This is a genomic window from Pseudomonas lijiangensis, assembly GCF_018968705.1.
GTDB classification, from domain to species: Bacteria; Pseudomonadota; Gammaproteobacteria; order Pseudomonadales; family Pseudomonadaceae; genus Aquipseudomonas; species Aquipseudomonas lijiangensis.
The window spans coordinates 2,210,014-2,234,477 of sequence record NZ_CP076668.1; the positions used below are offsets into that span (position 1 = coordinate 2,210,014).

General features: G+C 59.4%; 19 protein-coding genes and 1 riboswitch. Of the genes, 4 read left to right on the forward strand and 15 right to left on the reverse strand.

The window, feature by feature from the left end:
- The first annotated feature begins 113 nt into the window (after positions 1-113).
- A complete protein-coding gene (locus tag KQP88_RS09680; protein WP_216705509.1) occupies positions 114-1,040 on the forward strand; it encodes a LysR substrate-binding domain-containing protein in 927 nt (308 codons plus the stop codon).
- 10 nt (positions 1,041-1,050) lie between these two features.
- On the opposite strand, the gene KQP88_RS09685 is transcribed toward KQP88_RS09680, so the two are convergent.
- Genes KQP88_RS09685 through KQP88_RS09700 form a run of 4 tightly spaced genes read right to left on the reverse strand, consistent with a single transcriptional unit; the run spans position 1,051 to position 7,268 of the window.
- On the reverse strand, positions 1,051-3,924 hold the full coding sequence (locus tag KQP88_RS09685) for a bpX6 domain-containing protein (protein WP_216705510.1): 2,874 nt from the start codon (positions 3,922-3,924) through the stop codon (positions 1,051-1,053).
- The gene (locus KQP88_RS09690; protein WP_216705511.1) at positions 3,921-5,714 is read right to left on the reverse strand and encodes a hypothetical protein; all 1,794 of its coding nucleotides are present in this window, start codon (positions 5,712-5,714) and stop codon (positions 3,921-3,923) included. Before KQP88_RS09690 ends, KQP88_RS09685 begins: the two co-directional genes overlap by 4 nt.
- A complete protein-coding gene (locus KQP88_RS09695) occupies positions 5,701-6,141 on the reverse strand; it encodes a bpX5 domain-containing protein (RefSeq protein WP_216705922.1) in 441 nt (146 codons plus the stop codon). The genes KQP88_RS09690 and KQP88_RS09695 overlap by 14 nt, the downstream gene beginning before the upstream one ends.
- A gap of 5 nt (positions 6,142-6,146) precedes the next feature.
- Positions 6,147-7,268, reverse strand: coding sequence for an AAA family ATPase (locus KQP88_RS09700; protein WP_216705512.1), 1,122 nt, complete (start codon positions 7,266-7,268; stop codon positions 6,147-6,149).
- A 442-nt stretch (positions 7,269-7,710) separates the two neighbouring features.
- Between KQP88_RS09700 and KQP88_RS09705 the strand changes: the two genes are divergently transcribed.
- Entirely contained in the window at positions 7,711-7,893 is a 183-nt protein-coding gene (locus tag KQP88_RS09705; protein ID WP_216705513.1) for a hypothetical protein, read from the forward strand.
- Between the two features lie 235 nt (positions 7,894-8,128).
- Here KQP88_RS09705 and KQP88_RS09710 read toward each other — a convergent pair whose 3' ends face one another.
- The 3 genes from KQP88_RS09710 to nirB all read right to left on the reverse strand — a co-directional run bounded on the left by KQP88_RS09710 (position 8,129) and on the right by nirB (position 13,151).
- Positions 8,129-10,087: a DNA topoisomerase III gene (locus KQP88_RS09710; RefSeq protein WP_216705514.1), complete on the reverse strand. Its 1,959-nt coding sequence runs from the start codon at positions 10,085-10,087 to the stop codon at positions 8,129-8,131.
- Positions 10,088-10,206: 119 nt separating this feature from the next.
- Positions 10,207-10,593: a nitrite reductase small subunit NirD gene (gene nirD / locus KQP88_RS09715; protein WP_198728616.1), complete on the reverse strand. Its 387-nt coding sequence runs from the start codon at positions 10,591-10,593 to the stop codon at positions 10,207-10,209.
- Positions 10,593-13,151 (reverse strand): nitrite reductase large subunit NirB, encoded by a 2,559-nt coding sequence (gene nirB / locus KQP88_RS09720; RefSeq protein WP_216705515.1) that lies wholly within the window; start codon positions 13,149-13,151, stop codon positions 10,593-10,595. Before nirB ends, nirD begins: the two co-directional genes overlap by 1 nt.
- Positions 13,152-13,606: 455 nt before the next feature.
- On the opposite strand from nirB, the gene KQP88_RS09725 reads away from it, so the two are divergent.
- On the forward strand, positions 13,607-14,101 hold the full coding sequence (locus KQP88_RS09725) for a GNAT family N-acetyltransferase (RefSeq protein ID WP_216705516.1): 495 nt from the start codon (positions 13,607-13,609) through the stop codon (positions 14,099-14,101).
- 23 nt (positions 14,102-14,124) lie between these two features.
- Here KQP88_RS09725 and KQP88_RS09730 read toward each other — a convergent pair whose 3' ends face one another.
- The 4 genes from KQP88_RS09730 to KQP88_RS09745 all read right to left on the reverse strand — a co-directional run bounded on the left by KQP88_RS09730 (position 14,125) and on the right by KQP88_RS09745 (position 19,350).
- Positions 14,125-15,369: an OprD family porin gene (locus KQP88_RS09730; RefSeq protein ID WP_407681834.1), complete on the reverse strand. Its 1,245-nt coding sequence runs from the start codon at positions 15,367-15,369 to the stop codon at positions 14,125-14,127.
- A 92-nt stretch (positions 15,370-15,461) separates the two neighbouring features.
- Positions 15,462-16,766, reverse strand: a complete 1,305-nt coding sequence (locus KQP88_RS09735) for a CitMHS family transporter (protein WP_216705518.1) — start codon at positions 16,764-16,766, stop codon at positions 15,462-15,464.
- 113 nt (positions 16,767-16,879) lie between these two features.
- The gene (locus KQP88_RS09740) at positions 16,880-18,190 is read right to left on the reverse strand and encodes a dicarboxylate/amino acid:cation symporter (protein WP_200993051.1); all 1,311 of its coding nucleotides are present in this window, start codon (positions 18,188-18,190) and stop codon (positions 16,880-16,882) included.
- A gap of 77 nt (positions 18,191-18,267) precedes the next feature.
- Positions 18,268-19,350: a 4-oxalomesaconate tautomerase gene (locus KQP88_RS09745; protein WP_216705519.1), complete on the reverse strand. Its 1,083-nt coding sequence runs from the start codon at positions 19,348-19,350 to the stop codon at positions 18,268-18,270.
- Between the two features lie 167 nt (positions 19,351-19,517).
- On the opposite strand from KQP88_RS09745, the gene KQP88_RS09750 reads away from it, so the two are divergent.
- Positions 19,518-20,408, forward strand: coding sequence for a LysR family transcriptional regulator (locus KQP88_RS09750; RefSeq protein ID WP_201012962.1), 891 nt, complete (start codon positions 19,518-19,520; stop codon positions 20,406-20,408).
- A gap of 148 nt (positions 20,409-20,556) precedes the next feature.
- Here KQP88_RS09750 and KQP88_RS09755 read toward each other — a convergent pair whose 3' ends face one another.
- The 4 genes from KQP88_RS09755 to KQP88_RS09770 form a co-directional block, all read right to left on the reverse strand.
- Positions 20,557-21,348 carry an ABC transporter ATP-binding protein gene (locus KQP88_RS09755; RefSeq protein WP_216705520.1) on the reverse strand — a complete coding sequence of 264 codons (792 nt, stop codon included), beginning with the start codon at positions 21,346-21,348 and terminating at the stop codon, positions 20,557-20,559.
- The gene (locus KQP88_RS09760; protein WP_216705521.1) at positions 21,345-22,367 is read right to left on the reverse strand and encodes a FecCD family ABC transporter permease; all 1,023 of its coding nucleotides are present in this window, start codon (positions 22,365-22,367) and stop codon (positions 21,345-21,347) included. Before KQP88_RS09760 ends, KQP88_RS09755 begins: the two co-directional genes overlap by 4 nt.
- Complete coding sequence (locus tag KQP88_RS09765; protein WP_200993046.1) at positions 22,364-23,377, reverse strand: ABC transporter substrate-binding protein; 1,014 nt, start codon at positions 23,375-23,377, stop codon at positions 22,364-22,366. Before KQP88_RS09765 ends, KQP88_RS09760 begins: the two co-directional genes overlap by 4 nt.
- A 133-nt stretch (positions 23,378-23,510) precedes the next feature.
- Positions 23,511-23,712: riboswitch (cobalamin riboswitch) on the reverse strand.
- 20 nt (positions 23,713-23,732) lie between these two features.
- Complete coding sequence (locus tag KQP88_RS09770) at positions 23,733-24,449, reverse strand: FadR/GntR family transcriptional regulator (RefSeq protein ID WP_200993045.1); 717 nt, start codon at positions 24,447-24,449, stop codon at positions 23,733-23,735.
- Between the last annotated feature and the right edge of the window lie 15 nt (positions 24,450-24,464).

Below are 24,464 nucleotides of genomic sequence, written 5' to 3' on the forward strand. Positions count from 1 at the left end.
GCGATGATGAGTAATCACGCTAACCTCATGCGCTTTTGGAATAGTTGTTGAAATGGCTGCGATAGGACCATGAAGACGACGTAAAATGTGCTTCTCATCGCAGGAGACGGGTTATGCAAATCAAATGGCTGGACGATCTTCTGGCGATTGCCGAGTGGAAGAATTTCTCTCGTGCGGCCGAAGTTCGCTGCGTCACCCAATCGGCCCTGTCGCGACGCATTCGATCACTGGAGGAGTGGGTGGGTGTGGAGCTGGTCGATCGCGGCACTTATCCCGTGCGGCTGACAGCTGCCGGAAGCGCCTTCTGCGAGGAAAGTCGTGAGGTGCTGGCGGGCTTGCTGAGGCTGCGCTCAACCTTGCGTGAAGTTGAACGCATGCCAGGACGCTCCATTCAGGTGACTGCCGGGCACAGCCTGTCGATGACGTTTCTGCCCAAATGGCTTTCGCAGTTTCAGCAACACAATGAGCAATTCAACGCACGGGTCGTGGCTGCCAACATCCATGACGCCGTGATTGCCCTGGAGGAGGGCAGTTGCGACCTGATGATCGTCTATCACCATCCTCTTGCGCCGATCCTGCTGAACGCCGAACGTTTCGGCAGCCTGGCACTGGGGCATGACGCCTTCATTCCCTTGTGTGCCCCGGACAAGAGAGGTCAGCCTCTTTACCGCCTGCCGGGCAGCGCTGCAAGACCCGTCCCGCACCTTGCCTATACCGCGACCACCTTCCTTGGACGCGTCGCCGATATCGTCATCAAGAATGGCCCGACGCCCGTCAAACTTGAGCGCTGCTACGAAGCGGACATGGCCATGCTCCTGATGCGCATGGCCATCGAAGGCTACGGCGTGGCCTGGCTGCCGCAAAGCGCGGTTGTCAACGAGCTTGAACGAGGGCTGCTGGTGAGAGCCGGTGGCGAAGAGTGGAGCACCCGCCTGGAAATCCGCTCGTATTGCGCGATAGCGAATCAGAATCCGACCATGCGTAATCTCTGGAAAACGCTGGAAGGGGCTTCGCGGCATGTGGTGGAGTCTGTGCCTTGACTCCAGCGTTTCACACGATACTGAGCCCGCGTGGCCTTGCGTCTTCGACATTCAGGCAGAACAACCGGCCCTGGGCATCGAAGGCTGTCCACTGTCCGGCGATGCAATTCACCCGGATGTGTTCGCGTCCGGGCCAGTCGATACAGGCGTAGGTGTAATCGTCGGTGCGTCTGAAAAAGCGCAGTTGCTGATTGCCATCGCTGGTCGCGTAAGCCACCACCATCCATTCACTACCCAGGTAGATACAGGGACAGTCGATGGCATTGCGGTCCAGGCCTGGCAAGCTGTATCCCGCGCACCGACCGCTGTGTTCGATCATGATGACCGGCTCGGGGGCTTCAGGGCCGTTGAGCCAGTATTCGATGGGTTCGCCAGCCAGCCCGAAAGCAAGTGAAGAGCCTTTACGCAGGTTCAGGGGCAATTCGTCGCGCGCCTGCAAGCGGCGGCCCGGAAGCTGGTAGCGCCAGCATTGCAGATTGCCGCCGGGGTCACTCAGCAACAGATGTTCGCTGCTGGCATTGGCAAAGACCCCGACCACCGTTCCCGGCAGATTGTCTATGTGCCATAGGGTGCCAAAGCCCGGGGACGTGTCGACCACGCGCACATGATTGCCTTTGCCGATAGTCCAGCCGATCCCATCGAACTGGCGGGCAAAGTCATCCATCGCCAATACGCCCAGGTCGTGCACCTTTCTGTTCAAAAGATCCAGCTTGCTGACGCGCCACAGTTCACCTCGACGAGTCACGGCCAAAGCTACTTGTCTGCTTTCGGCCAGGATCAGGCGCTGGGCGGGGACCGCGAAATGACACAGGGTGCGTCCCTGTGCATCAAGTATTAGGACGCCACTTTCACCCAATGCAATCAGGCTGCGCAGATCGTCCAGAGGCACCGCATCAGCTATGTCTCTGACACCCGGCGCAGGTGCTTGCCAGTGGTAAATGTCGGGTGCTTCCCGTAACGGCAAGGAAGGCAAAGGTTTAAAACTCAGTCTGGGCAGGTCGGCTTGCATCAAGGGATCATTGCTCAACTTTGCCAACTGTTGCAGGCCAGCAGATTCCAGTTGCTGATCGGCTGCAATTGCGCCCAGGAAGATGGTTGTGAGCCATGCGCAGGTTTTTGTGTGTTTGCGGTTGGCGATAAGGGCCCGGGCGATGGCCAGACGCTCGGTTTTGCGGGCCGGGTCATTGCGTAGCTCTGTCAGGAAGGACTCATAAGCCTGCAGGGTATCGGGCAGAAGCATGGCTCTTTTTACCAGTGCCTGGGCTGCCAGTTTTTCTCCGCCAGCCTCGGCATTCAAAAGCAATTGGGCTGCTCGTGGGCGTTCATGAGTCAGGCTCCAGATCACATCTACCGCTTTTATCCATTCACCCTTGTCTGCCAGCGCCTCTGCCCACTCCAGGCGCAAGCGTTGCGCATGCTCCGGCCATTTGCTTTCCATGGATGTCACAGCCGCTTCGAATGCATTGTCGCGTCGGGCTACCTGAATTGCGCGTTGCCAGTCATCAGTCAGACAGAGGTGGCGCACTATGGTTGCTGCTGGCATGTCCCATGCCAGTGCCAGCTCAGCGCTTTGTCTGTAGCGCTTGTGACGTTCCAGATAGTCGAGAGCTTCCTGATGCACCTTGAGCAGTTCGGCAAGTACAAACACCGCTTCATCGATACGCCCTTCGCGGTCCAGCTTCTCGAAGCTGGTGCGGTAGGTCTTGCGCAGCAGGTCTTGAAAGTCTTCAGAGGACCCGATGGACGCACCTGATTCCTGCTGTTGCCTCAGCTTCAGATCGGCACGAGGTTTTGGTGTGGCAAAGGACTGTTTACGCTCGCCTGCATCGCTGCCCAGAGGGATTGCATGGCGCAGGGCTTCATTCAGGTTGCCTTCTTCAAACATATCGAGCATGCGCTGCAGATAATCGGCCTGGCGTTTGCCAAACAACAGATTGAGGCGCGATGCGTTAGTCAGGCGTGTCAGCCATTTATCGACAAGGCTGGGCGTGAAGCGGCGTTTCTTGCGACGTGCCGGGATATCCGAAGAGCCATGTCTTGCAGCTGTTGAAGGTGCAGCAGGTGCGTGGCGGGAAGTCGCCTGGCCGGAACGCTGCAATAAACCGGATTGCATCAGCCAGCGACCGATGAAGAATCCCGACGCCACCAGCGCAATCAGCAGGTAGTTGCTTGCTGCCGAGTGACCGGTTGAGGCCGCCGGGGCGAGATCCTGGATCTTTGCAGTGCTATCTGCGGCATCCGGCAGCAGGTTGAACAAGGCGACAGCCACGGTCAGCCCCAGGATTATTTTCAATGCTGTGCTGACGATTGGTCTGGAAGTCTTTCCAGCAGGGGCACCGCCGGTCCGCATGGCCTCCATGATCTCGTCCCGTTCACTCGGTGGTGCGCCGACGGTATTGCCCAGAACTTCCCGAATATCAGGGGACGCATTCAGCGGTGGCATGACGGGTTCTGGCAAGACAGCACTGCAATCGTAAGTGTCGAGCAAGGTGTAGGCGTTGATATCCAGCCATTGGCCGGGCTCGATGGCCGTCGCATCTTTCAGGTCCAGAGTTTCGACTTGGGAGTTGCGCACCAGCCAGAGGTCGCCTGTCGGCAGCTGGCCATACTCATGCTTCTGCAAAGGTGCCGAGCACAGGGTCCGGTTTATCAGCACCAGAGGCCAGCCCAGCAACTGTTCGCACTGCAAGCGTTGTGGCTCGCTCCAGCGAATCAGGTCGCCTTGCTCGAAACACCAGGCACTGGAGCCGGGCAGCCAATACGTCAGCAGCAGTTGTCTTCGTTCTGCTTCATCAAAACGCTCTGCCGGAAACCACAGCCCTGCGACTGCCTGCTGTCCCCGCAATACCGGTTGGTGTATCCCGTTGGTGGCAATGTGTGTCATGAAGCAGTTTCCTGGCTGCTGACACCGTTGCACAAAACCTGTAGTCGCATCGCGTTCTCTCGCACGGAAAACACCAGTAGCTCGCGTGTTTCGGTCAGTACCGCAAGCAGACCGCTGACCGGGCAAAAGCTCTGGCGCACGATTGGGGTCGAGGTCGTGAACAGCGTCTGGACCTGATGTTCCCTGTAAAGGCTGACGGTCGTTTTCCCTGCGCTTATCAAGACCAGGCTCCATTGATCGTTGGCTGTGTCATACAGCAGACCTACAGGCTGGTGGCCCGAGTTCAGGCTGACGATTTCTGTATGCAGCGGGTCTGCGGCACAACTGTGAACATGCCAGGCACCGTCGGTGGTGTGATAAACCGCACAGGGTACAAAATCGCTGCGTCGTTTTGGCGAGCCTGCAAACAGAACCTGAGTCGCATCGGCTGCCGAACCCGGCACAGATCGGGTCTTGATGGTGTCGCGACTGTCACATGTCTTGAGAAACAGCCGTCCGGATTCGTTTTTCAGATAGGCGAGAGTCTCCTGACCAATGCGCGCCAGACCAATGACCCCTTGCTCCACAGATGTCAGCCTGGTTTCCTGCTTCTGGTCATTGCCCCAGTAAATCAGTTTGCCCTGCTTGTCGAGGCAGTAGAGGCGACTCCGGTCATGTAACCAGACACAGGGCTGTAATGTCGCTGTTCCCGTAGGAATCAGAAAGGTTTCGCGCAATGGTTGCCTGATTCCCTGAAAGCAAGCCATTTTCCAGAAGTGCAGGTTGGCAGCATTTGAAAGTACCGCCGCAAACTTGTTGCCGATAAAGTATGCAGCGACAGGTTTGAGTCCGGCAGACCATAACTGCCGATGGCCTGACTGTGCTTTCTTCTGATTCACTTGCGGTACACGAAATACCAGAGAGCCCGGCTCATCCAGCAACATCAACGCCACATAGCTGCCCGAGGGTGAAATGACGGGAGGGCAGGTCAGTGCCACGCGCGCGCTTTTGTCCGGAGCACGTGCAGTGGAAGATCGTGTTTCAAACTGCCCTTTGAGTAATTTCTGTCCGGCAGTCTGGTTGGGCATCGGAAGGATCACACGTTGAGGGTTCCTGCTGTAGAGGTCGAGCTGTATTCCCGTGCCGTCCAGCGTTCGTTGCAGGTGTACTCGATGGGTAAATGCGGGAAGAACGGCTTCCCGGTCATGCCACAAGCCAACGGCCCAGCATTCCCCGGGTGTCTGAGGCTGCTCACCCAGCCAGTCTCTCCATTGTTCCCACTGCTGTGCAGTTGCGGGCGAGTCGGTGCGGGCCTGAAGCATGTTCTTGAGCGAACTGGATGCCGTCAGGCTGGCCAGTTTTCCGGGGTTTTGCACAACCCCCCATTTCAGTTCTCCGCCGGCAGCCTGAGCCCTTCGCGCCAGAAGAATCATCAGGGCAAGGTGCACCAGACGTGGAGCGCCCCATTGCAGCGGGCCTGCATCGAACAGCACCACCACTTGCCGATTGGCCTTGCGGGCTCGTTGCTCCGGTGCCAGAAACAGATGCTCCCCGGTAGAAGCGCGGCGCAGAAATTCCTCGGGAAGTTCATCTGCCAATAGCCATTCGCTGGTCAGCAGCCGCTCATAGGGGCCGCGTCGTTGCAGATCGGCCAGACCCTCGAGATCTGGCGTCCCGCCTGCCTGCACCCCATGCAAAGGACCGAGTAACGGGTTTACGCGACCCAGAATGTCGCTGAAACCGGGCCATAGGTCTGGCGAAAACCACTCCAGCCATTCACGCCAGGGTTGCAGTGCGTCAGGTATCTGCATGGTTTCCCCACAGGCTCTGGATTCGCGGCAGATGGTGCTCCAGGTCAAGGGGCAGTTGCCGGTCCAGCGCAATGATCAGCGTCGGCTCATGCCACAGCAGCAAGGGTTGGCGGTCATAGCGCGCAGAAAGGGCCTGCAACAGCAATTCGGCGCTGACATCCGGCTGCCAGAGAGTCGGCAGCCACAGACCCGAAGCCTGAGCATCGGGAGCTGCGTATTCGATGCCTTCAACCCACGGCAGATCGGCAGTTTCTCCGGTCACGATCAGCAAATCATGACTGGCTGTGGCATGCAGCCGGTTGCGCTGCCCTGCAGGCAGTTGTTCAAGGCGTTTGTGTAAACGTCGGGCGACCTCTCCCCATGCAACCGCTGCACGTGGCTCCAGAGTTTCAACCCGCCGTTTCCATGTCCATGGCAGCAGAAGCATTCTGCTCACGGTGCGAAAGACGTATGGCCAGCCAGACGGCTGCGCAAGGTCTGAAGCTCTTCTGGCAAGTTGTCGCCAGTGAAGTTGGCATCGATTTCACGCAGCAGGCTTTCACGCTCGGCGACTACCGTAGAGGCTTCCTTGCTCAGGCAGTCGGTCGCGGCTTCGATGAGACGGCTCAAGCGTGACAGGGGCTGCAAGGTCGCTTCTTCCACTGCGCTGAACAAGTGACTGCTGGCCGATATGGAAAACAGTGCACGCAGAACCTCACGGCCATGCTGCTGCGCCTCCTGGGTAGGCAGCACATACAGCAAGGGCCACAGATCGGCTTCACTGGCCTGACTTCTGCCGTTCAAAGCCGCGGCGGCCGCGATCAGTCGCTGCGATTTGACGATTCGGCGATCCGACAGGTGCAGACCCGCTTCGCGCAGGCTGCGAATGGCGCTGGCGAGGGCAGGGCGTACTTCGTTCAAATCAACGTTACAAGCTGCCTGCGCGAGTACATCGAGCTGGCTCAGATTCAGAAGTTGTTCTATCGGGCGTCGCTCGGATTGCCAGCCACCGGCAAGCATTGCTTCAAGCTGATGATCCGGGACTGAATCGACGAACAGATGCAGCAGGAATCGATCCCCGAATGCGGCAAGGCCTTCATCGTCCGGCAGACCGTTGGCAGCCCCGACGCATACCCGCAAGGGGCAATCGATTCGGGTATGGCCCCGTCGAAAGCGTCGTTCGTTGAGTACGCCCAGCAAGGTGTTGAGGATGGCAGTGGAGCCCAGGAAAACCTCATCGAGAAAGACGATATCAGCCTCGGGCAACATCCCGGTGGTATCGGTTTCGACACGACCTTCGCGCAGCTTCTGCAAATCTACCGAGCCGAACAGTTCGGAAGGCTCCGTGAAGCGCCCCAGCAGGTATTCAAAATAGCGACCGCCCATGGCCTGTGCGACTCGACGCACAACTGCGCTTTTGGCTGTACCCGGTGGACCAACAATCAGGATGTGTTCCTGAGCGACAGCGGCCAGTACGATCAGCTCTGCCAACTGCTCACGACCGACCAGTCCCTCTGTAGCCACTTTCACTGCCGTACGGACCTGGAGGATCGCTTCCTGCAACAAGACGCTCATGAAAAATGTTTTCCTGATTATTCAAGCGGGCAAGCCTGCCCGAAAAGAAAGCCACGGGCAAATATGTGTTTAAAGACTTTTCGCGAATGAACTCGCTCACACACGGTCGCGAGATACCGGTGCATCCGCAGATATGTATCGTCTTCAATGGGAGTGGATAACTCCACGTTTTATCCGCAATCAGAAAACATCCGATTCTGGGGGTAAATAGGTCACTTGTACTATTGATACAACTGGCTCAGCGTAATCAAATGGAACGGAGGCGTGTGCTTGCTGAATACATGTTGTTTCAGTAGTTACCACTCCTCCGCTGTCATTATTCAGATGCAGTTCGATAAAGCAAAAAGTGGCAGCTCTGCCACAGGCGTTGCGGGTGATTTTGACAACCGCCGCTCCTTTACCTGCTAGACCGCACAGTGACCGAGTGATAGAGGAAGTCTCCATGAAGAACAGAATGAAGAAAGCACGTTTGACAATTGGCACGGCGCTCGCCCTTTCAATGGGAATCGCGTTTAGCAGCACGGCAAGTGCCTTTACCTTTGAGCACGGCTGGAGTTGCCAGAATAGGTGGTATCAAATGGGACTCATTGAGTTGATTGCTTGTGGCGGCGGAGGCGAAGGTTGATCTGTCAGGGGTTTTTTGTACTGGTTAATACGCATGTAATAAAACCCTCAACCAAACAATAAGCGGGGCGTTGTAAAACATGCAGCGCCCTCGCAGAAGTACCAGCGGCTTGTAAGTAGCGACTTCAGTATTGTGGTCAACGAGAAAAATGTCGTTATTACCGAGGCGGCGATTGAGTCGATCAGAAGTCGATAGTCAAACGCTGCCTTTAGAGCTGGCTGATGTCAGGCGTCCCTCAGGCTTTTTTCGTTGCTCTTGCAGGGCGCTTGCCCTTGCTTGCAGTGGCACCGGCAGCCTTTCGCGTACCGGTCTTGCGTTTTTTCTTCCAGGGCGCAGCGCCACCGGCCGGGCTGGCGGGGCCGCTGATGGTCATGCGCAGGCCGACGCAACGGCTGACCTGCTTGCTCATCCAGGCAGCCTGTTTGGCGACGAACTCTTCCAGGCTCATTTCACCGTTTTGCACCATGTCCAGTGCCTGCTCCCAGATGGCAGTGGTGCCGGGGTCGGCGATGGCGCGCGGTACGGCATCGATCAGGCTGAATGCCGCGGCAGTGGCGGACAATGCCTTGCCTTGCTTGACCAGATAACCCCGGTCGAGCAGGCCCTGGATGATGCCGGCGCGAGTGGCTTCGGTGCCGATGCCGGTGGTGTCCTTGAGTTTCTGCTTGAGCAGAGGGTCTTCCACCAGTCTGGCGACATTCTTCATGGCCTTGATCAGATCGCCTTCGGTGAAAGGCTTGGGCGGCTGGGTCCAGAGATCCTTGAGAGTGACATCGCTTACTGCGCAATCGCAGCCTTGAAACAGCGCAGGCAGGTTTTGCGGGGCCGGGGCTTCGCGACCCTTGGCCGGAGCCAGTGCCTCGGGCATGGCGCGTTTCCAGCCGGGTTCGATGACTTGTTTGCCGATGGCGCGCAAGGCATGTCCGGCGCAGTCGAAGTCGGCCTGGGTCCGGTCGAATTCGTGATTGGGCAGGAACTGCGCCAGATAGCGTGCCCGGATCAGGGTGTATACCGCTCGCGGCTTGCCGGTCAGGCGCTCGATGCCACGGGCGGCAGCGGTGGGAATGATGCCGTGGTGAGCGCCGACCTTTGCGTCGTTCCAGGCCCTTGAGCGGCGTTGCGGGTCCAGGTGCCTGAGCAGTTCGCTCAGTGCGGGGTCTGATTTGCCCAGCGCGGCGATGATGCCCGCCGCTTCGCCATGCTGGCTCATGGGCAGGTAACCGCAATCGCTGCGCGGGTAGGTGATGACCTTGTGGGTTTCATATAGGGCCTGGGCGATATCCAGGGTTTCCTGAGCACCGAGGCCGAGCTTTTTCGAGCAGATTTCCTGCAGGGTGCCCAGGTCGAAGGGCAGGGGCGCGGCTTCGCGAATCCGTTCGGTGCGCAGTTTGACGACCCTGGCGCTGGCGGCGTTGCCAATCGCTTGCGCGGCCTGTTGCGCCAGTGGCTGGTTCAGGCAGCGGTCCTGGTCGTCACAGACATCCGAAGGCGCTCGCCACTGGGCAATGAAGGCCTGTCCGTCATGCAGCAGCTTGACGTCGATGGCCCAGTAAGGCACCGGGACGAAGTCGGCGATGCTGCGGTCGCGATCCACCACCAGCCGCAGGGTCGGTGTCTGCACACGGCCTACTGGCAACACGCCCTGATACCCGGACTGGCGACCCAGCAGGGTGAACAGACGGCTCATGTTCATGCCGATCAGCCAGTCGGCGCGGGAGCGGCCAAGTGCCGAATGATAGAGGCTGAAGGTATCGGCACCGGGTTTGAGGGAAGCCAGGGCCTTGCGGATCGAGGCGTCGTCCAGTGCTGATAGCCACAAGCGCTGGATCGGCCCACGATAACGGCAATGTTCTACCAGTTCGCGGGCAATCATCTCGCCTTCGCGGTCGGCATCGGTGGCGATGATCAGTTCGCGGGCTTCACTCAGCAGGCGTTTGACGGCCTTGAACTGGCTGGCGGTACGGGGTTTGACCAGCATCTTCCATTGCTGGGGGACAATCGGCAGGTCTTCCAGCACCCAGCGCTTGTAGCGGGCGTCGTAGGCATCCGGTGGCGCGGTTTCCAGCAGGTGGCCGATGCACCAGGTCACCGTGGCATTGGGACCTGTCCAGCAGCCGTCCCCACGCCGGGTCGCGCCGAGGACGGCGGCGATATCTTTGGCCTGTGAGGGTTTTTCGCAGAGAAACAGCCGCATAACCACCGCTTGTATTGACGGGTCTGGAATGCGTCAAGGATGAACACTGAATGCGTCGGGGGCAAGGTTTATCTGTATGGATATACAGATAAACCTTGTAGGACTTGCCCAGCGGCAGTTTAAACCGCGATTTCCACCTGCTCGCCATTCAACCGCACCGGCCAGACTTCCAGTTGTTGCTCCGGGTATTCCACGCAGGTGCCGTCGTGCAGGCGGAAGTGCTGTTTGTACAGCGGAGAGGCGATGACCAGCTCTCCGCCAATCTGGCCTATGAGGCCGCGCCCGATGACATTGGCGCCGGATTTGGGGTCTCGGTTCTCGATGGCGTAGAGCTTTTCGCCTTCGCCGGTTTCAGGCAGGTAGAACAGCGCGACCTGTGCGCCGTCGAGCCAGGCCACTACGCCGGAGTTGGCCACCAGATCCCTGCGCGAGCACAGGGTCTGCCACTGGATGTGGGCGACCGGTGCGGATGTTTTTTCGGCATAGGCCACGTTTGACTGGCTCATCAGACCACCTCCTTGAAAGGGATAAGGGCGATTTCTTCAGGTTTTGCCGGACGGCGTTGCTGACGTTCCTTGACGAAATGGACGTCTGGATCGCTGCGCTTGTCGTTGACGAAGGTGCGGAAACGCTTGAGCTTTTCCGGGTCCTTGAGGGCATTGGCCCATTCGCATTCATAGCGATCGACCACCAGTTGCATCTGGGCTTCCAGCTCGTCGGCCAACCCCAGGCTGTCGTCGATGATCACGGCCTTGAGGTAATCCAGGCCGCCTTCCAGGGATTCGCGCCAGACCGAGGTGCGTTGCAGTTTGTCGGCAGTGCGGATGTAGAGCATCAGGAAGCGGTCGATGTAACGGATCAGGGTTTCGTCATCCAGATCGGTGGCGAACAGTTCTGCATGGCGCGGCCGCATGCCGCCGTTGCCGCTGACATAGAGGTTCCAGCCGTTCTCGGTGGCGATGACGCCCACGTCCTTGCTTTGTGCTTCCGCGCATTCGCGGGTACAGCCGGAAACGGCGAACTTGAGTTTGTGCGGCGAGCGCAGGCCCTTGTAACGGTCTTCGATGCGCAGAGCCATGGCCACGCTGTCCTGCACGCCATAACGGCACCAGGTACTGCCCACGCAGGATTTCACGGTGCGGGTCGACTTGCCGTAGGCATGGCCGGTCTCGAAACCGGCTTCGATCAGCTCGCTCCAGATATCCGGCAGTTCGTGCAGTTGTGCGCCGAACAGGTCGATACGCTGGCCGCCGGTGATCTTGGTGTACAGGTCGTATTTCTTGGCCACGGCGCCGATGGCAATCAGGCCGTCCGGTGTGATCTCGCCACCAGGAATGCGCGGCACCACCGAGTAGGTGCCGTTTTTCTGCATGTTGGCCATGAAGGTGTCGTTGGTGTCCTGTAGCGGCACCAGCGAAGCGTCGGTGATGGGGCGGTTCCAGCAGGACGCGAGGATCGAGCCTACAGCCGGTTTGCAGATGTCGCAGCCATGAGCGCCCTTGCCGTGGCGGGTCAGCAGTTCCTCGAAGGTTTCGATGCCTTCGACACGAACCAGCGAATACAGCTCTTGGCGGGTGTAGGCGAAGTGTTCGCACAGGCTCTTGTCGACGCTGACGCCACGGGCAATCAGTTCATGTTCGAAGACCTGCTTGAGCAAGGCCGCGCAGCCGCCACAGCCGGTGCAGGCCTTGGTCTGGGTCTTGATGCCCGCCAGATCGGTGCATCCCGCATCGATGGCCGAACAGATCGAGCCCTTGCTGACGTTATGGCAGGAGCAGATGGTCGCCGTGGCGGGCAGGGCATCGGCTCCCAGAGTCGGCGCGCCTTCGCCACGAGGCAGAATCAGGCTGGATGGGTCGGCGGGGAGGGGAATGCCATTCTGCGCGTATTGCAGCAGGGTGTCGTAATAGCTGTTGTCGCCCACCAGCACCGCGCCCAGCACTTGCTTGCCATCGGCCGACACCACCAGACGGCGATAGCTGGAAGTGGCTTCATCGATAAAACGGTAGCTGACCGCACCGGCCAGTGCGCCATGGGCATCGCCGATGGAGCCTACATCCACGCCCAGCAGTTTGAGCTTGGTGGACATGTCGGCGCCAAAGAAGGCGTCGGCGTCCTGATCGCACAACTGGGCAGCCACGTTACGGGCCATCTGATAGCCCGGCGCAACCAGACCGAAGACACTGCCATTCCAGGCCGCGCACTCACCAATCGCATAGATATCCGCATCGCTGGTGCGACAGTGTTCATCAATCGCGATACCGCCACGTGGACCGAGTTCCAGCCCGCATTGGCGAGCCAGGGCGTCCTGCGGGCGAATGCCGGCAGAGAACACGATCAGATCGGTTTCCAGAAACTCGTCGTTGGCGAAATTCATGCGATAGCGATATTGCTTGCCGTCGCTGATCGATTGCGTGGCGCGGGACAGGTGTACACCAACGCCCAGAGCCTCGATCCGTGCCTTGAGGGCCGCGCCGCCATGGTCGTCCAGTTGCACCGGCATCAGGCGCGGGGCGAACTCCACCACATGGGCTTCGAGTCCCAGAGACTTCAGGGCGTTGGCCGCTTCCAGCCCCAGCAGGCCACCGCCCACTACCACGCCGCGACGGGCCTTGCTGGCGGCATAGCGAATGGTGTCCAGATCTTCGAGAGTGCGGTAGACCAGGCGCGAATTGCCTTGCGCACCTTCAATCGGCGGCACGAACGGGAACGAGCCCGTGGCCATGATCAGCTTGTCATAGGTGAAGCAGCCTTCGGCGGTGATGATCTCGCGGCGTTCACGGTCGATCTCCAGTACCGGAACGCCCAGGTGCAGGGTCAGCCCGGCCTGCTCATAAAGGGCTGCATCGCTCATGGCCAGGGATTCGGCATCGCGGCCGGTGAAGTACTCGGAAAGATGCACGCGGTCATAGGCACGCTGGCGTTCTTCGCCGAAGACATGAATGCGATAGCGATCAAGGGCGCCGCCTGCGATCAACTGCTCGACGCAATGATGACCGACCATGCCATTGCCGACGACGATAAGGGTCTGTACATCGTTGAAGGGTAAGACTGTGGTGTTCATAGCAAGTCCCGGCCTAGGCCAATCAGGTTTTTCAAAGCCAAAAAAAAGACGCCCGGAACCTTTCGGTTCCAGGCGCCTTTGCCTGTTATTCATCATGTGTTGTGGGTGACATCGGACGACGTTGCCGGATGCACCGCCCGACCACATTCATGGTGGGGTTATGGGAGGCTATGCAGAGGGTGTGCCAGTTTGCCGGAAGGCCTGTTTTCAGGGGATAGAGGCGTACAGGCGCAATGCAGGCCCGCTTTGCATTGGTGCGTCATGGGTGTCGATGCTGTAAATCTGTGCATGAATCAACCAGGGGCAATGAAGCACTTTGTGGGAGGCAGCTTGCTGGCGACTTCAGCGTACGACGCAGAATATCTGCCAGTTTCAAGCCTTTTTCGCCAGCAAGCTGCCTCCCACAAGTGTTGTTCGTTGTATTACTCTGCGTTACCCCATCCAGACCCATCGCCATGAACATCACCCTCACTGAAGTCCAGCCTGCCGATATCCCGCGCACCATCGATTTTGTCATGGCGGCCCGGGCCGAAATATTTCCGATGCTCGATGCCAGCGTCGTTCCGGCCGATCTGGCAGCCTTCGAGCAGGTGTATCTGAATGCGCAGGACGGCAGGTTTCTGATCGCCTGCTGCGAAGGCGAGATCGTCGCGGCCATCGGCTATCTGCCTTATGACCATCGCTTCGCCCAGCTGGATTACGCCGGGCGCAGGACGGTGGAGATCGTGCGTCTGTTCGTCAGTCATGAGTTCAGAGGGGCCGGGCTGGCAGGGCGGTTGTATGGAGCGCTCAAGGCGCATGCCGATGCCAGCGGCGTGGAGGTGTTGTATCTGCACACCCATCCGTTTCTGCCGGGTGCGATCCGCTTCTGGGAAAAGCAGGGTTTTGTAACGGTCGATGTGGAGGACGATCCAGTCTGGCAGACAACGCATATGCATTGTCTGCCTTGAGACGTGCCTGATTCGTTCAGGTCTTACCAGAGTGCAATTTCATAGGTGAGGTAGAGCCGGTTACTGTCACGGCCCCGTGCGTAATCCGAACGGTAGACATAGTTGCGCAGCTTCATGCCCAGCCCCTTGAAGGTTCCGCTCTGCAGCACATAGGCCAGCTCGGCATCGCGCTCCCATTCGTGCAGCCTCGCCGAGCCGGACTTGCCATTGTCGCCACTCAGGTATTTGGTCGAAAACGACAGGCCCGGTATGCCGACGCGGGAAAAGTCGTAGCCGTAACCGAGCATCCAGGTCTTTTCATCTTCTTCGATGAATTTGCCGATCCCGACGTTGGTGAATGAGTACACGGTTGCGCCGCTTATATAAGGCAGGCCCGCATCCCCGCTCAATCTCTGGTAACCGCCACTGAAGCTGTGTCCGGCCAGAGCGTAGGTCAACTGCCCGCTGAGCATGTCGTTATCGATCTTGCCATCCCGCGCCGCGCCGGCATCCACGCTATGGAAATAGCGCAGGTCGCTGGTCAGCACGCCTTTGCCAATCGGCAGGTCGTGCTGGATCGAAGCGAAGTTCTGACGATAGAAATCTTCAAGCTCGCCATAGAAGTAGCTGAGACGAATGTTCTTGCCGAGCTTGTAGTCCCCGCCGATGTAAGAGAAATCAGAACCTTTACCGGTAAAACCGTCGGGAATGATCGAGCGGCTGTCCGAGGAGTCCCGCAGCTTGAACTGATCCAGATGGCCGCCGGTGAGGGTCAGGTTCTCGATGTCGTTGCTGGTGAACTGGGTGCCCTGATAAGTCTGCGGCAACAGGCGCGCGTCGTTGTAAATCAGCACCGGGGTCTTGGGGAGCAGGGAGCCGTATTTGACCGTGGTCTTTGCCAGGCGCACCTTTGCGGCGGCACCCAGGCTGGAAAACTCATCCGCTGCACGGCCGTCAGCATGCACCGGCAGTAATCCTGTACCGCTGCGGCCCTTGCCGGAGTCGAGCTTGACGCCCAGCAGCCCGAGCGCATCCAGGCCAAAGCCAACGGTTCCCTGGGTAAAACCGGACTGGTAGTCGAGCAGAAAGCCTTGTGCCCACTCGGTGCGCTCGCTTTTTGCTGTACTTGCCGCACGGGCGCTCAGGCCGTTTTCATCCCGGAAGTTTTCATTGAAGTAGACATTGCGCAGTTGCAGCTTCAGCTTGCTGTCTTCAACGAAACCCGCTGCGCCGACACTGGCGCAGGGCAGGGCGCCCAGCACGGAAAAAAGGGCTCCACGTTTAATCATGCTCATGCTCGGTACTCATTGTTGTTATTGGAAGTGCAGTGATCTGCGGGTCCCTTTCAGGACCCGTGAGCCGTTGTGATTCAGGGCAAGGGTCAGACGAACAGCGTCAGGGCTCCGGTCAGCAAGGCCAGGGCCGTGATCACAAGGGAGGTCAGCACCGCCCACTTCAGGGTGGCCTTCTGGAATTCACCGATGTCTCTGTCGATCATGCCGACCAGCAAGAGGGTCGAGGCCACCAGCGGGCTCATCAGATGGACCGGCTGGCCCAGAATCGAGGCCCTGGCAATTTCCAGCGGGCTGATGCCGTAAGCGGCTGCGGCATTGGCCAGGATCGGTACCACGCCGAAGTAATAAGCGTCGTTGGACAGCACAAAGGTCAGCGGCATGCTGGTGAGGGCGACCACCAGCGGGAACAGATGCCCCCATTGCGGAGGAATCCAGTCCACCAGGGTCTGGGCCAGGGCATCGACCATTTTGGTGCCGGAAAATATCCCGGCGAATACCCCGGCTGCGAACACCAGCAGAACCACGGTCATGGCATTGCCGGAGTGGGCCAGAATGCGTTCTTTCTGCACATCCAGTTGCGGGTAGTTGATCATCAGTGCGATGACGAAACCGATCAGGAACAGCACGGCCGAGTGCATCAGGCCTGTTACCAGCGCAACCATCACCGCAATGACCAGTGCCAGGTTGACGTACGCCAGCCTGGGGCGTTTATGCGGCGTATCGCCGAGGATTTCGTCGATGTAGCAGTGACCGCCACCGCTTTGCAACTGCACGTTGCCAATGCGCTTGCGCTCGGCACGGCCCAGCAGAAACGCCGTGAACACCACCCAGGCGGCACCGCCGATCATGGTCGGCAGCAAGGGAATGAAATACTCGCCTGCATCCAGGCCCAGCGCTGCAATGGCGCGGGTTGCTGGCCCGCCCCAGGGCGTCATGCCGCTCATGATGCTCAGTGACAGCATGGCGATGATGCCGAGGATCATCGGGTTCATGCCAATGCGCTTGTACAGAGGCAGCATGGCCGCGCAGGTGATCATGTAAGTGGTTGTGCCATCTCCGTCGAGGGCGACAGTCAACGACAGCAGCGCAGTGCCCACCGCGATCTTCATCGGGTCGCCATTGACCCGCTTGAGGATCTTGCGGATCAGCGGGTCGAACAGGCCCGAGTCGATCATCAGGCCAAAGAACAGAATGGCGAACAGCAGAAGCGCTGCGGAAGGGGCGACCATTTTCAGGCCGTCGAGCATCATCTTGCCGGTGGTGCCGCCAAAGCCGCCAATGATTGCGAAAACGATAGGCACCAGGGTCAGTGCGACAATCGGGGACAAGCGTTTGGACATGATCAGGTAGGTGAACACCACGACCATGGCCAGGCCAAGGAAGGCAAGCATATGGATATTCTCTTGTTGTTATTCATGGACAAGCGAATGCAGCCGGGCCTGCCGGGCATCGCATGAACGATGCCTGACCTGCTCGAATGGTTATCGGTTGGGGTATGTGTGGGTCAGATGCGCTCGGCAGCCTGGGGTGCGCTGTCCCATTGCGGGGTTTCAGGCGTAGCCGCGATGGCTTTACCGTCAAGCCGCCGCATGAGCACTTCGCGGTCGCAGGCCTTTTCCGACAGGGAGATCACCACGGTCGCGACGGCGTTGCTGGCCAGGCTGGTCAGCGCCCGGGCTTCGGACATGAAGCGATCGATGCCGATCAGCAATGCCAGACCTGCCAGGGGAATGTCGTGGATGACCGTCAGGGTCGAGGCCAGGGCGACAAAACCGCTGCCGGTCACGCCCGCCGCACCCTTGGAGGACAGCAGCATGATTGCCAGCATGGTCAGGGTCTGGGTCATGCTCAGTTCGATATTGCACGCCTGGGCAATGAAGATGGCGGCCAGGGACAGATAGATCGCCGTGCCGTCCAGGTTGAACGAGTATCCCGTTGGCAGTACCAGGCCGACGACGCCTTTCTTGCAGCCCAGTGCCTGAAGCTTTTCCAGCATGCGAGGCATCACAGGTTCGGTCGAGGACGTGCCGAGCACCACCAGGAACTCTTCGCGGAAGTAGCGCAGCAGTTTCCAGAGGCTGAAGCCGTGAGCGCGACAGATCCCGCCCAGTACCACGAACACGAAGAAGCCGCATGCGATGTACAGGGTCATGATGAGCTTGGCCAGCGAGCCCAGTGAGGTAATGCCGTATTGACCCACGGTGAATGCCAGGGCACCAAAGGCACCGACCGGAGCGAAGCGCATCAGGTAGGAAAAGATCTTGAAGACCATGTGCGAGGCCGATTCCAGCACATTGAGCACTGGCTTGCCGCGCTCGCCCAGGGACGAGAGTGCGAACCCGGACAACACGGCGATAAACAGCACCGGCAAGACTTCACCCTTGTTGAACGCGCCGATGAAGGTGTCCGGGATAATGTGCATGAAAAAGTCCACGACACCCAGCTTCGCGGCGGAGTCGGTGTACTGGCTCAAACCGGCAGTGCTCAGTTTCGCCGGATCGATGTTCATGCCCACGCCTGGCTTGATCACATAGACCGCAATCAGTCCGATGAACAGGCTGATCACCGTCAGGGCCAGAAACAGCAGCATGGTCTTGCTCATCAGGCGCCCGAGAGAGCGCTTGTCGCTCATGCCGGCAATGCCGGTGACGATGGTGCAGAACACCACCGGTGCGATCATCATTTTGATCAGCTTGATGAATGCATCGCCCAGCGGTTTGAGAGCGATGGCTTGTTGAGCCCAGAAATGACCGACCAGAACCCCGAGGATTACGGCGCAGATAATCTGAAAGTAGAGCGATTTAGCGATTTTCATGTTGCATCACCCATTATTGGAGTTGTTCTGATGCGGTACTCAGTATCAGGCAGAGCAGTGTGCAGCGATAAACAATGTCAGCCCGCCAGCCGTTGTGCGACAGGGGCGTAGACCTCGCCGGAGAAAAGGCGACGTGCCGTTCTCACCACCGAAGCCCGGATGGTCTGTCCGTTTTCACCGACGTACGCCAGGGCGACCTGGATCGAACCGCTCGGATGCTCGATCCGGACTTCTTGCAGGCGCGGAGTCTGGGCGCTACCCAGCAGTCGGGCAACCACGGTGTCTTCACTGACGCAGGCTGTGGCCAGGCCGATGGAGCCAGTGATCGCCAGGGCCTTATGACAGTTATGCGGCATGAAATAGCGAACCTTGAGGGTGCCGCCTGCATCGGGCCGCGAAACCAGTACGGGTTTGGGGATCACCTTTTCGCTGACATCGCCCAGGCCCATGGCCAGTCCTGCCTGCAAACGCAAGGCTTCGAGCTTGCGAAGGAAATCCTTGTCGGCGTCGAGTTCGGCAGGCGTTTCGTCTCCACGCTTGCCCAGCAGGGACGCTTCGATGATGACCATGGGCATGGCCATGTCGATACAGGTCACGGGCACGCCGTCGAAGAGGTCGGTCTGTTTGCCGGTTGGGAACAGCTTGCCGGTCTTGCTGCCTGCTGCGTCCAGGAAAGTCAGTTGCACCGGGGCTGCGGTGCCCGGTACTCCGTCGATGCTGGTCTGGCCTTCGTAGCTGACCTGGCCGCCAGGGGTGCGGACATCGGCGCAGACGAACGTGCCGGTATTGAGGTTGCGGATGCGAACCTGAGTGACATCGCCAGTTGCCTCGACCAGACCCTGTTCCACTGCAAACGGGCCGACGGCGCAAAGCATGTTGCCGCAGTTGGGCGCAGTATCGACACGGCGCTGGGAAACCATGACTTGCACGAACAGGTAGTCCACATCGGCATCTTCATGAGTCGACGGGCTGACGATTGCCACTTTGCTGGTCTGGGGGCTGCCACCACCGATTCCGTCGATTTCCAGCTCATGGCCAGAGCCCATGAGAGCCAGCAGCAGTTCATCGCGCTCAGCGGTCGAAGAGGGTAAATCACTGGCAAGAAAAACCGGCCCTTTGGAAGTGCCGCCGCGCATCAGGACGCAGGGAATCGGTTGCATAGTTTTGGACTCTTATTGATCAATTGGGGTAATTGATGTGTTGGAAGCAAGAGTCCCATGGATTTTTAAGCGTATCCAATGCAAAGATCGTAGCTATTATTCCACTTCAGGCAATAATACTCCGCTGGTCTTGAACGCCCATCACAATCCACCAAAAGGAAAATAATGTGGAATATGAGCTGCAAGATATTCGATCGTTCGTGAAAATCGCTGAACTTGGCAGCTTTCACGAAGCTGCCGAAGTGCTGCATATTTCCCAGCCTGCACTCACCCGGCGAATCAAGAAGCTCGAGCAGGGGCTGGGCACATCATTGCTGGATCGCACCACTCGCCGGGTCAGCCTGACCAGTGTCGGACGCGACTTTTTCCCCAAGGCGCGACGACTTCTGGATGACTTCGAGGACTCGATCCTCAATATCCGGGAGTTGGCAGAGCGCCAGATCGGTCAGGTGACCCTGGCCTGTATTCCTACGGCCGCTTTCTACTTTCTGCCTTCGGTGATCCGCCTGTACAACGAGCGTTATCCCAAGATCCGCATCCGCCTGCTGGACCTCAGTGCCAATGAAGGGCTGGAAGCTGTTTTGCGAGGGGAGGCGGATTTCGGCATCAACATGATGAGCGGGCAGCATCCCGATATCGAGTTTGTGCCTCTCGTCAAAGAGCCTTTCGTGCTCGCCTGCCGACGTGACCATGAGTTGGCAAAGCGTGAGTCGGTTGCCTGGATGGAACTCAGTGAATATCGTCTGATCGGCGTTGGCCGCCTGAGCGGCAACCGGATGATTCTCGACCATGCACTGGCCGGTCTGAGCTGGCGGCCAAAGTGGTTTTATGAAGTGCAGCACTTGTCGACGTCGCTGGGCATGGTCGAGGCCGGGCTAGGCATCTCCGCCATGCCCAGCCTGGCCATGCCGGCTGAAGGGCATCCCACGCTGGTCAGCGTTCCATTGGTGGACCCGGTGGTTGACCGGACCCTGGGGCTGGTTTCCCGGCGCGGCGCTTCGCTTTCGCCCGCTGCCGAAAAATTCGTGGCCATGCTGCTGGAGCAATGGCCTCAGTAAGGAGCGCGCCGATCAGTTAAGGTCAATGAATCACTTTGTGGGAGGCAGCTTGCTGGCGACTTCAGCGTACGACGCAGAATATCAGCCAGTTTCAGGCCTTTTTCGCCAGCAAGCTGCCTCCCACGAGTTTTGTTTGGGCATTAACGGGTCAGCAAGGCCGCAGGCGCAGTATCCGTGCACCATCGAACGGATCGGTCAGCCAGTGGGCCCGTACTCCGAAAGTGGCGTGCAGGCGTTCAGGCGTCAGCACGTCCACAGGCTTGCCCAGCGCAACCATGCGACCGTTTTCCATTACCGCCACGCGGTCACAGCCCAGCGCCTGATTGAGGTCGTGCAGGGCGATGACGGTGGTGACCGGCAAGGACTTGATCAGCCCCGGAATCGACAGTTGATGCTGGATATCCAGGTGGTTGGTCGGCTCGTCCAGCAACAGGATCTGTGGGCGTTGCGCCAGTGCCCGGGCGATATGGGTGCGCTGGCGTTCGCCACCGGACAAGGTATGCCAGGCGCGTTTGATCAGGTGCAGCATGCCGACATCCTGCAAGGCCTGACGGACAATGGCGTCATCTTCGTCGCTCCAGGGTTCCAGCGCCGACAGCCAGGGCGTGCGACCCAGTTCGACGGCATCCAGTACGGTGATGGCGTCGCTGGTCTCGGCCTGTTGCTCGACCACCGCCAACTGTCGGGCGATATCCCGGCGCTTCATGCTGTTCAGTGCCTGCCCATTGAGCTGTACCTGACCGCTGGAAGGCGTCTGAATACCCGACAGCAGCTTGATCAGGGTCGACTTTCCCGAACCATTGGGGCCGACAATGCCCAGGGTTTCTCCGGGCGCAATGCTCAGGTTCACGTCCTTGAGCAGGATCTTGTCCTTGAGCCAATAACCCAGGCCCGAACAGCCGAGTGCCGGGGTGTCGACGATGGGCGAGAAGGCGTTCATCGTGTGGTTTTCCCCCGGATAAGAATCAGCGCAAAGACCGGCGCGCCGATCAGCGCGGTAATGACACCGATCGGCAACACCTGGCCCTTGATCAGGGTGCGGGACAGGATATCGGCGGCAATCAGGAACAGCGCACCGCACAAGGCGCTGAGCGGGACCAGACGGGCATGACGTACTCCGGCCACCATGCGTACGGCATGGGGAATCACCAGACCGACAAAGCCGATGGAACCGACGATGGACACCATCACTGCCGTGACCAGTGTCGCCGAGGCGATCAGCACGATTTGCACGCGCCGCACCGGAATGCCGAGGGACGCTGCCGAATCGCTGCCGAAGGTAAAGGCATCCAGCGCTCGCCGATGCCACAGGCAGACCAGCAAGCCAACCACCACCACCGGCACCGCCAGCCATACCGAATGCCAGCGCACGCCACTGAGATTGCCCAGCAGCCAGAACATGATGCCCCGTGCCTGCTCGGCGCTGGCTGACTTGGTGATGAGAAACGAAGTCAGTGCATGGAAGAGCTGTGAGCCGGCGATGCCAGCCAGAATGATGTGCGCTGCTGCGGTCGGACCATGTGAAGAGCGAGCGAGCAGGGCGACCAGGGAAAAAGCCGCCACGGCGCCCACGAAAGCCCCCGCCGACATGGAAATGGCCCCGGCACCCAGCCCCATGATTGCTACAAGCACCGCACCGGTCGAGGCGCCCGCGGAGATGCCCAGCAAATACGGATCGGCCAGCGGGTTGCGCAGCAGCGATTGCAGCACGACCCCGGAAATCGCCAGCCCTGCGCCACAGGCCGCAGCCACGATGGAGCGGGTCAGGCGATAGTTCCAGACGATGCCTTCGTCGATAGGGTCGAGCACGTACCCTGCTGCCCAGAGCTTGTTTGCCAGTACCTGGAAGACCACAGGCATGCTGATGGTGGTTTCGCCGATGGCTGCACCCGCCACGATGGCCAGCAGCAGAACGGCTGTCACCCAGAGCATGTGGCCGAGCGCAGTGGTCAGTTTCATTGGGCGGCGTTGTAGCGATTGGCGGCTTCGGCCAGTTCTTCGATACCGGTAAACAGCCGGATACTGGCCTGCATGGCATCGGCATCGATGATCACGATACGGTCATGCTTGACCGCGTCCATGTTGCGGGTCACCGGGTCGGACTTGAGGAATTCGAGTTTCCTGCGGTAGTCGTCGGCCGGAAAACGACGGCGGTCCATGCGCGCGATCACCAGAATGTCCGGATTGGCCTTGGCGATGGTTTCCCAGCCCACGGTCGGCCATTCTTCGTCGGATTCGACGATATTGCGCATGCCCAGGTTATTGAGCATGAAGTCCGGGATGCCCTTGCGGCCTGCAACGTAAGGATCAATGTTGATATCTGCGCTGGAGAACCAGAACACCGCGGACACATCCCGTTCCTTGTTCTGTTTGACGTTGGCGACCGCGTGGGCCAGGCGATTGCGCAGCTCTGCAACCAGTTGTTGCCCGCGATCCTGCACGTCGAATATCTGGGCGAGCTGTTCGATGCTCTTGTAGATGGTGTCGATGCGGAAGGGCTCAAGGCGTGTGCCATCAGCGCCTACCAGATTGTCCTTGCCTTCGCAGTCGGACGGCATGATGTAGGTCGGGATCTTCAAATCATGAAACTGCTGGCGTGTGCCGACCACGCCCTGGGCACCCACCATCCATTCAAGCTGGACGGGCACCAGTTCCGGGCGCTTGCCGATGACGGCCTCGAAACTCGGGTCGTTGTCCGCCAGGCGCTCGACCTTGTCGTTCTGTGCCTTGAAACGTGGCAGCACATCGTTGAACCACAGCGAAGTGCCCACCAGTCTGTCGCCCAGGCCCAGTTCGTAGAGCATTTCAGTGCCGGACTGGCCGATGGTCACAGCCCTGCGTGGCGCGTGCTCGAAGGTCAGCTTCAGGCCACAGTTCTCGACGGTCAGCGGGTACTGTGTGGGAGCAGCGAGGCTCGGGGTGGACAGGCTCAAACCGGCGATGAGTGCCGCAAGGCGAGGCAGTGACATGTAATGCGATCTCCGTTTCGTACGTGCAAGGCGCAATGTACAGACAGGAAACACATCCCTCGGCACTGCACAAAAGGCAGGGCAAGGCAGCCATGAACCGGCGCGCGGATGTCCTTCCCGGACACCCCGCCGGTCAGTTAACGTGCAGGTCGGCAGGTCTCCTGACTGGCATGTCATCACCTTGACTCCAGCCTTCCCGGAAAATCACCAGTGGCTGTCATGGAGCTGGCTCGATGCCTACAGTTGCGGGGGCAGTTTCGTTTGAGTCTGCACAGATGCGCAGCCCTCGAATTCCCTGTTAGTTCCTCTCGGAAACCGACGGGGCGCGATGGTAAACGATAAGCCTTCTTAGTGGCTAATCCTTTGCGCGAAAGCGCTGCAGGCAGTTGATCAGGTGCAGGCGCATCGCCGCCCTGGCCGCATCGCGATCCTGATGGGCGATGGCCGAGTAGATCTGCTCCTGTTCGCGCTGCTGGATCTGCGGGTCATCCATGAGCCGAGTCGACGGCACATTGCCGAAGCCGACCCGTGCGCGAGGCAGAATGCTGTTGCCCAGTTGCGTCATGACATCGGTAAAGAAACTGTTGGCGGTGCACTGCACGATGCAGCGATGAAACTCGAAGTCGGCCTGGGTCGTATCGGTTTCGTTCTGGTCGCAGCGATGCAGCTCGTCCAGCGCCTGTCGGATGGCTTCGAGTTGCTCCGGCGTGCGCCGTTGTGCGGCGAGGGCGGCGGATTCCGGTTCCAGGCTCAGGCGCAACTCGATGATGGCCGCGGCATCGGGAGGGCTGCCGGAGATGGCTTCCGGAATCTGGAAGTCCCGCGGGCGCGAAGCATCGACCACGAAGGTTCCGATGCCGTGACGGGTTTCTACCAGCCCCTCGGCCTGAAGACGCGACATGGCTTCGCGAACCACGGTGCGGCTGACACCGGTTTCCCGGATGATGACCTGCTCGGTGGGCAGCTTTTCACCGCTCTTGATCTCGCCTTCGCGGATCTTGCGCGAGAACTCGGCGACCAGTTGCTGGGTCAGGCTGGAGCGACGACCTGTCGGGGAAGAAGGGTGTTCCATGGGCGGGCTGATCGG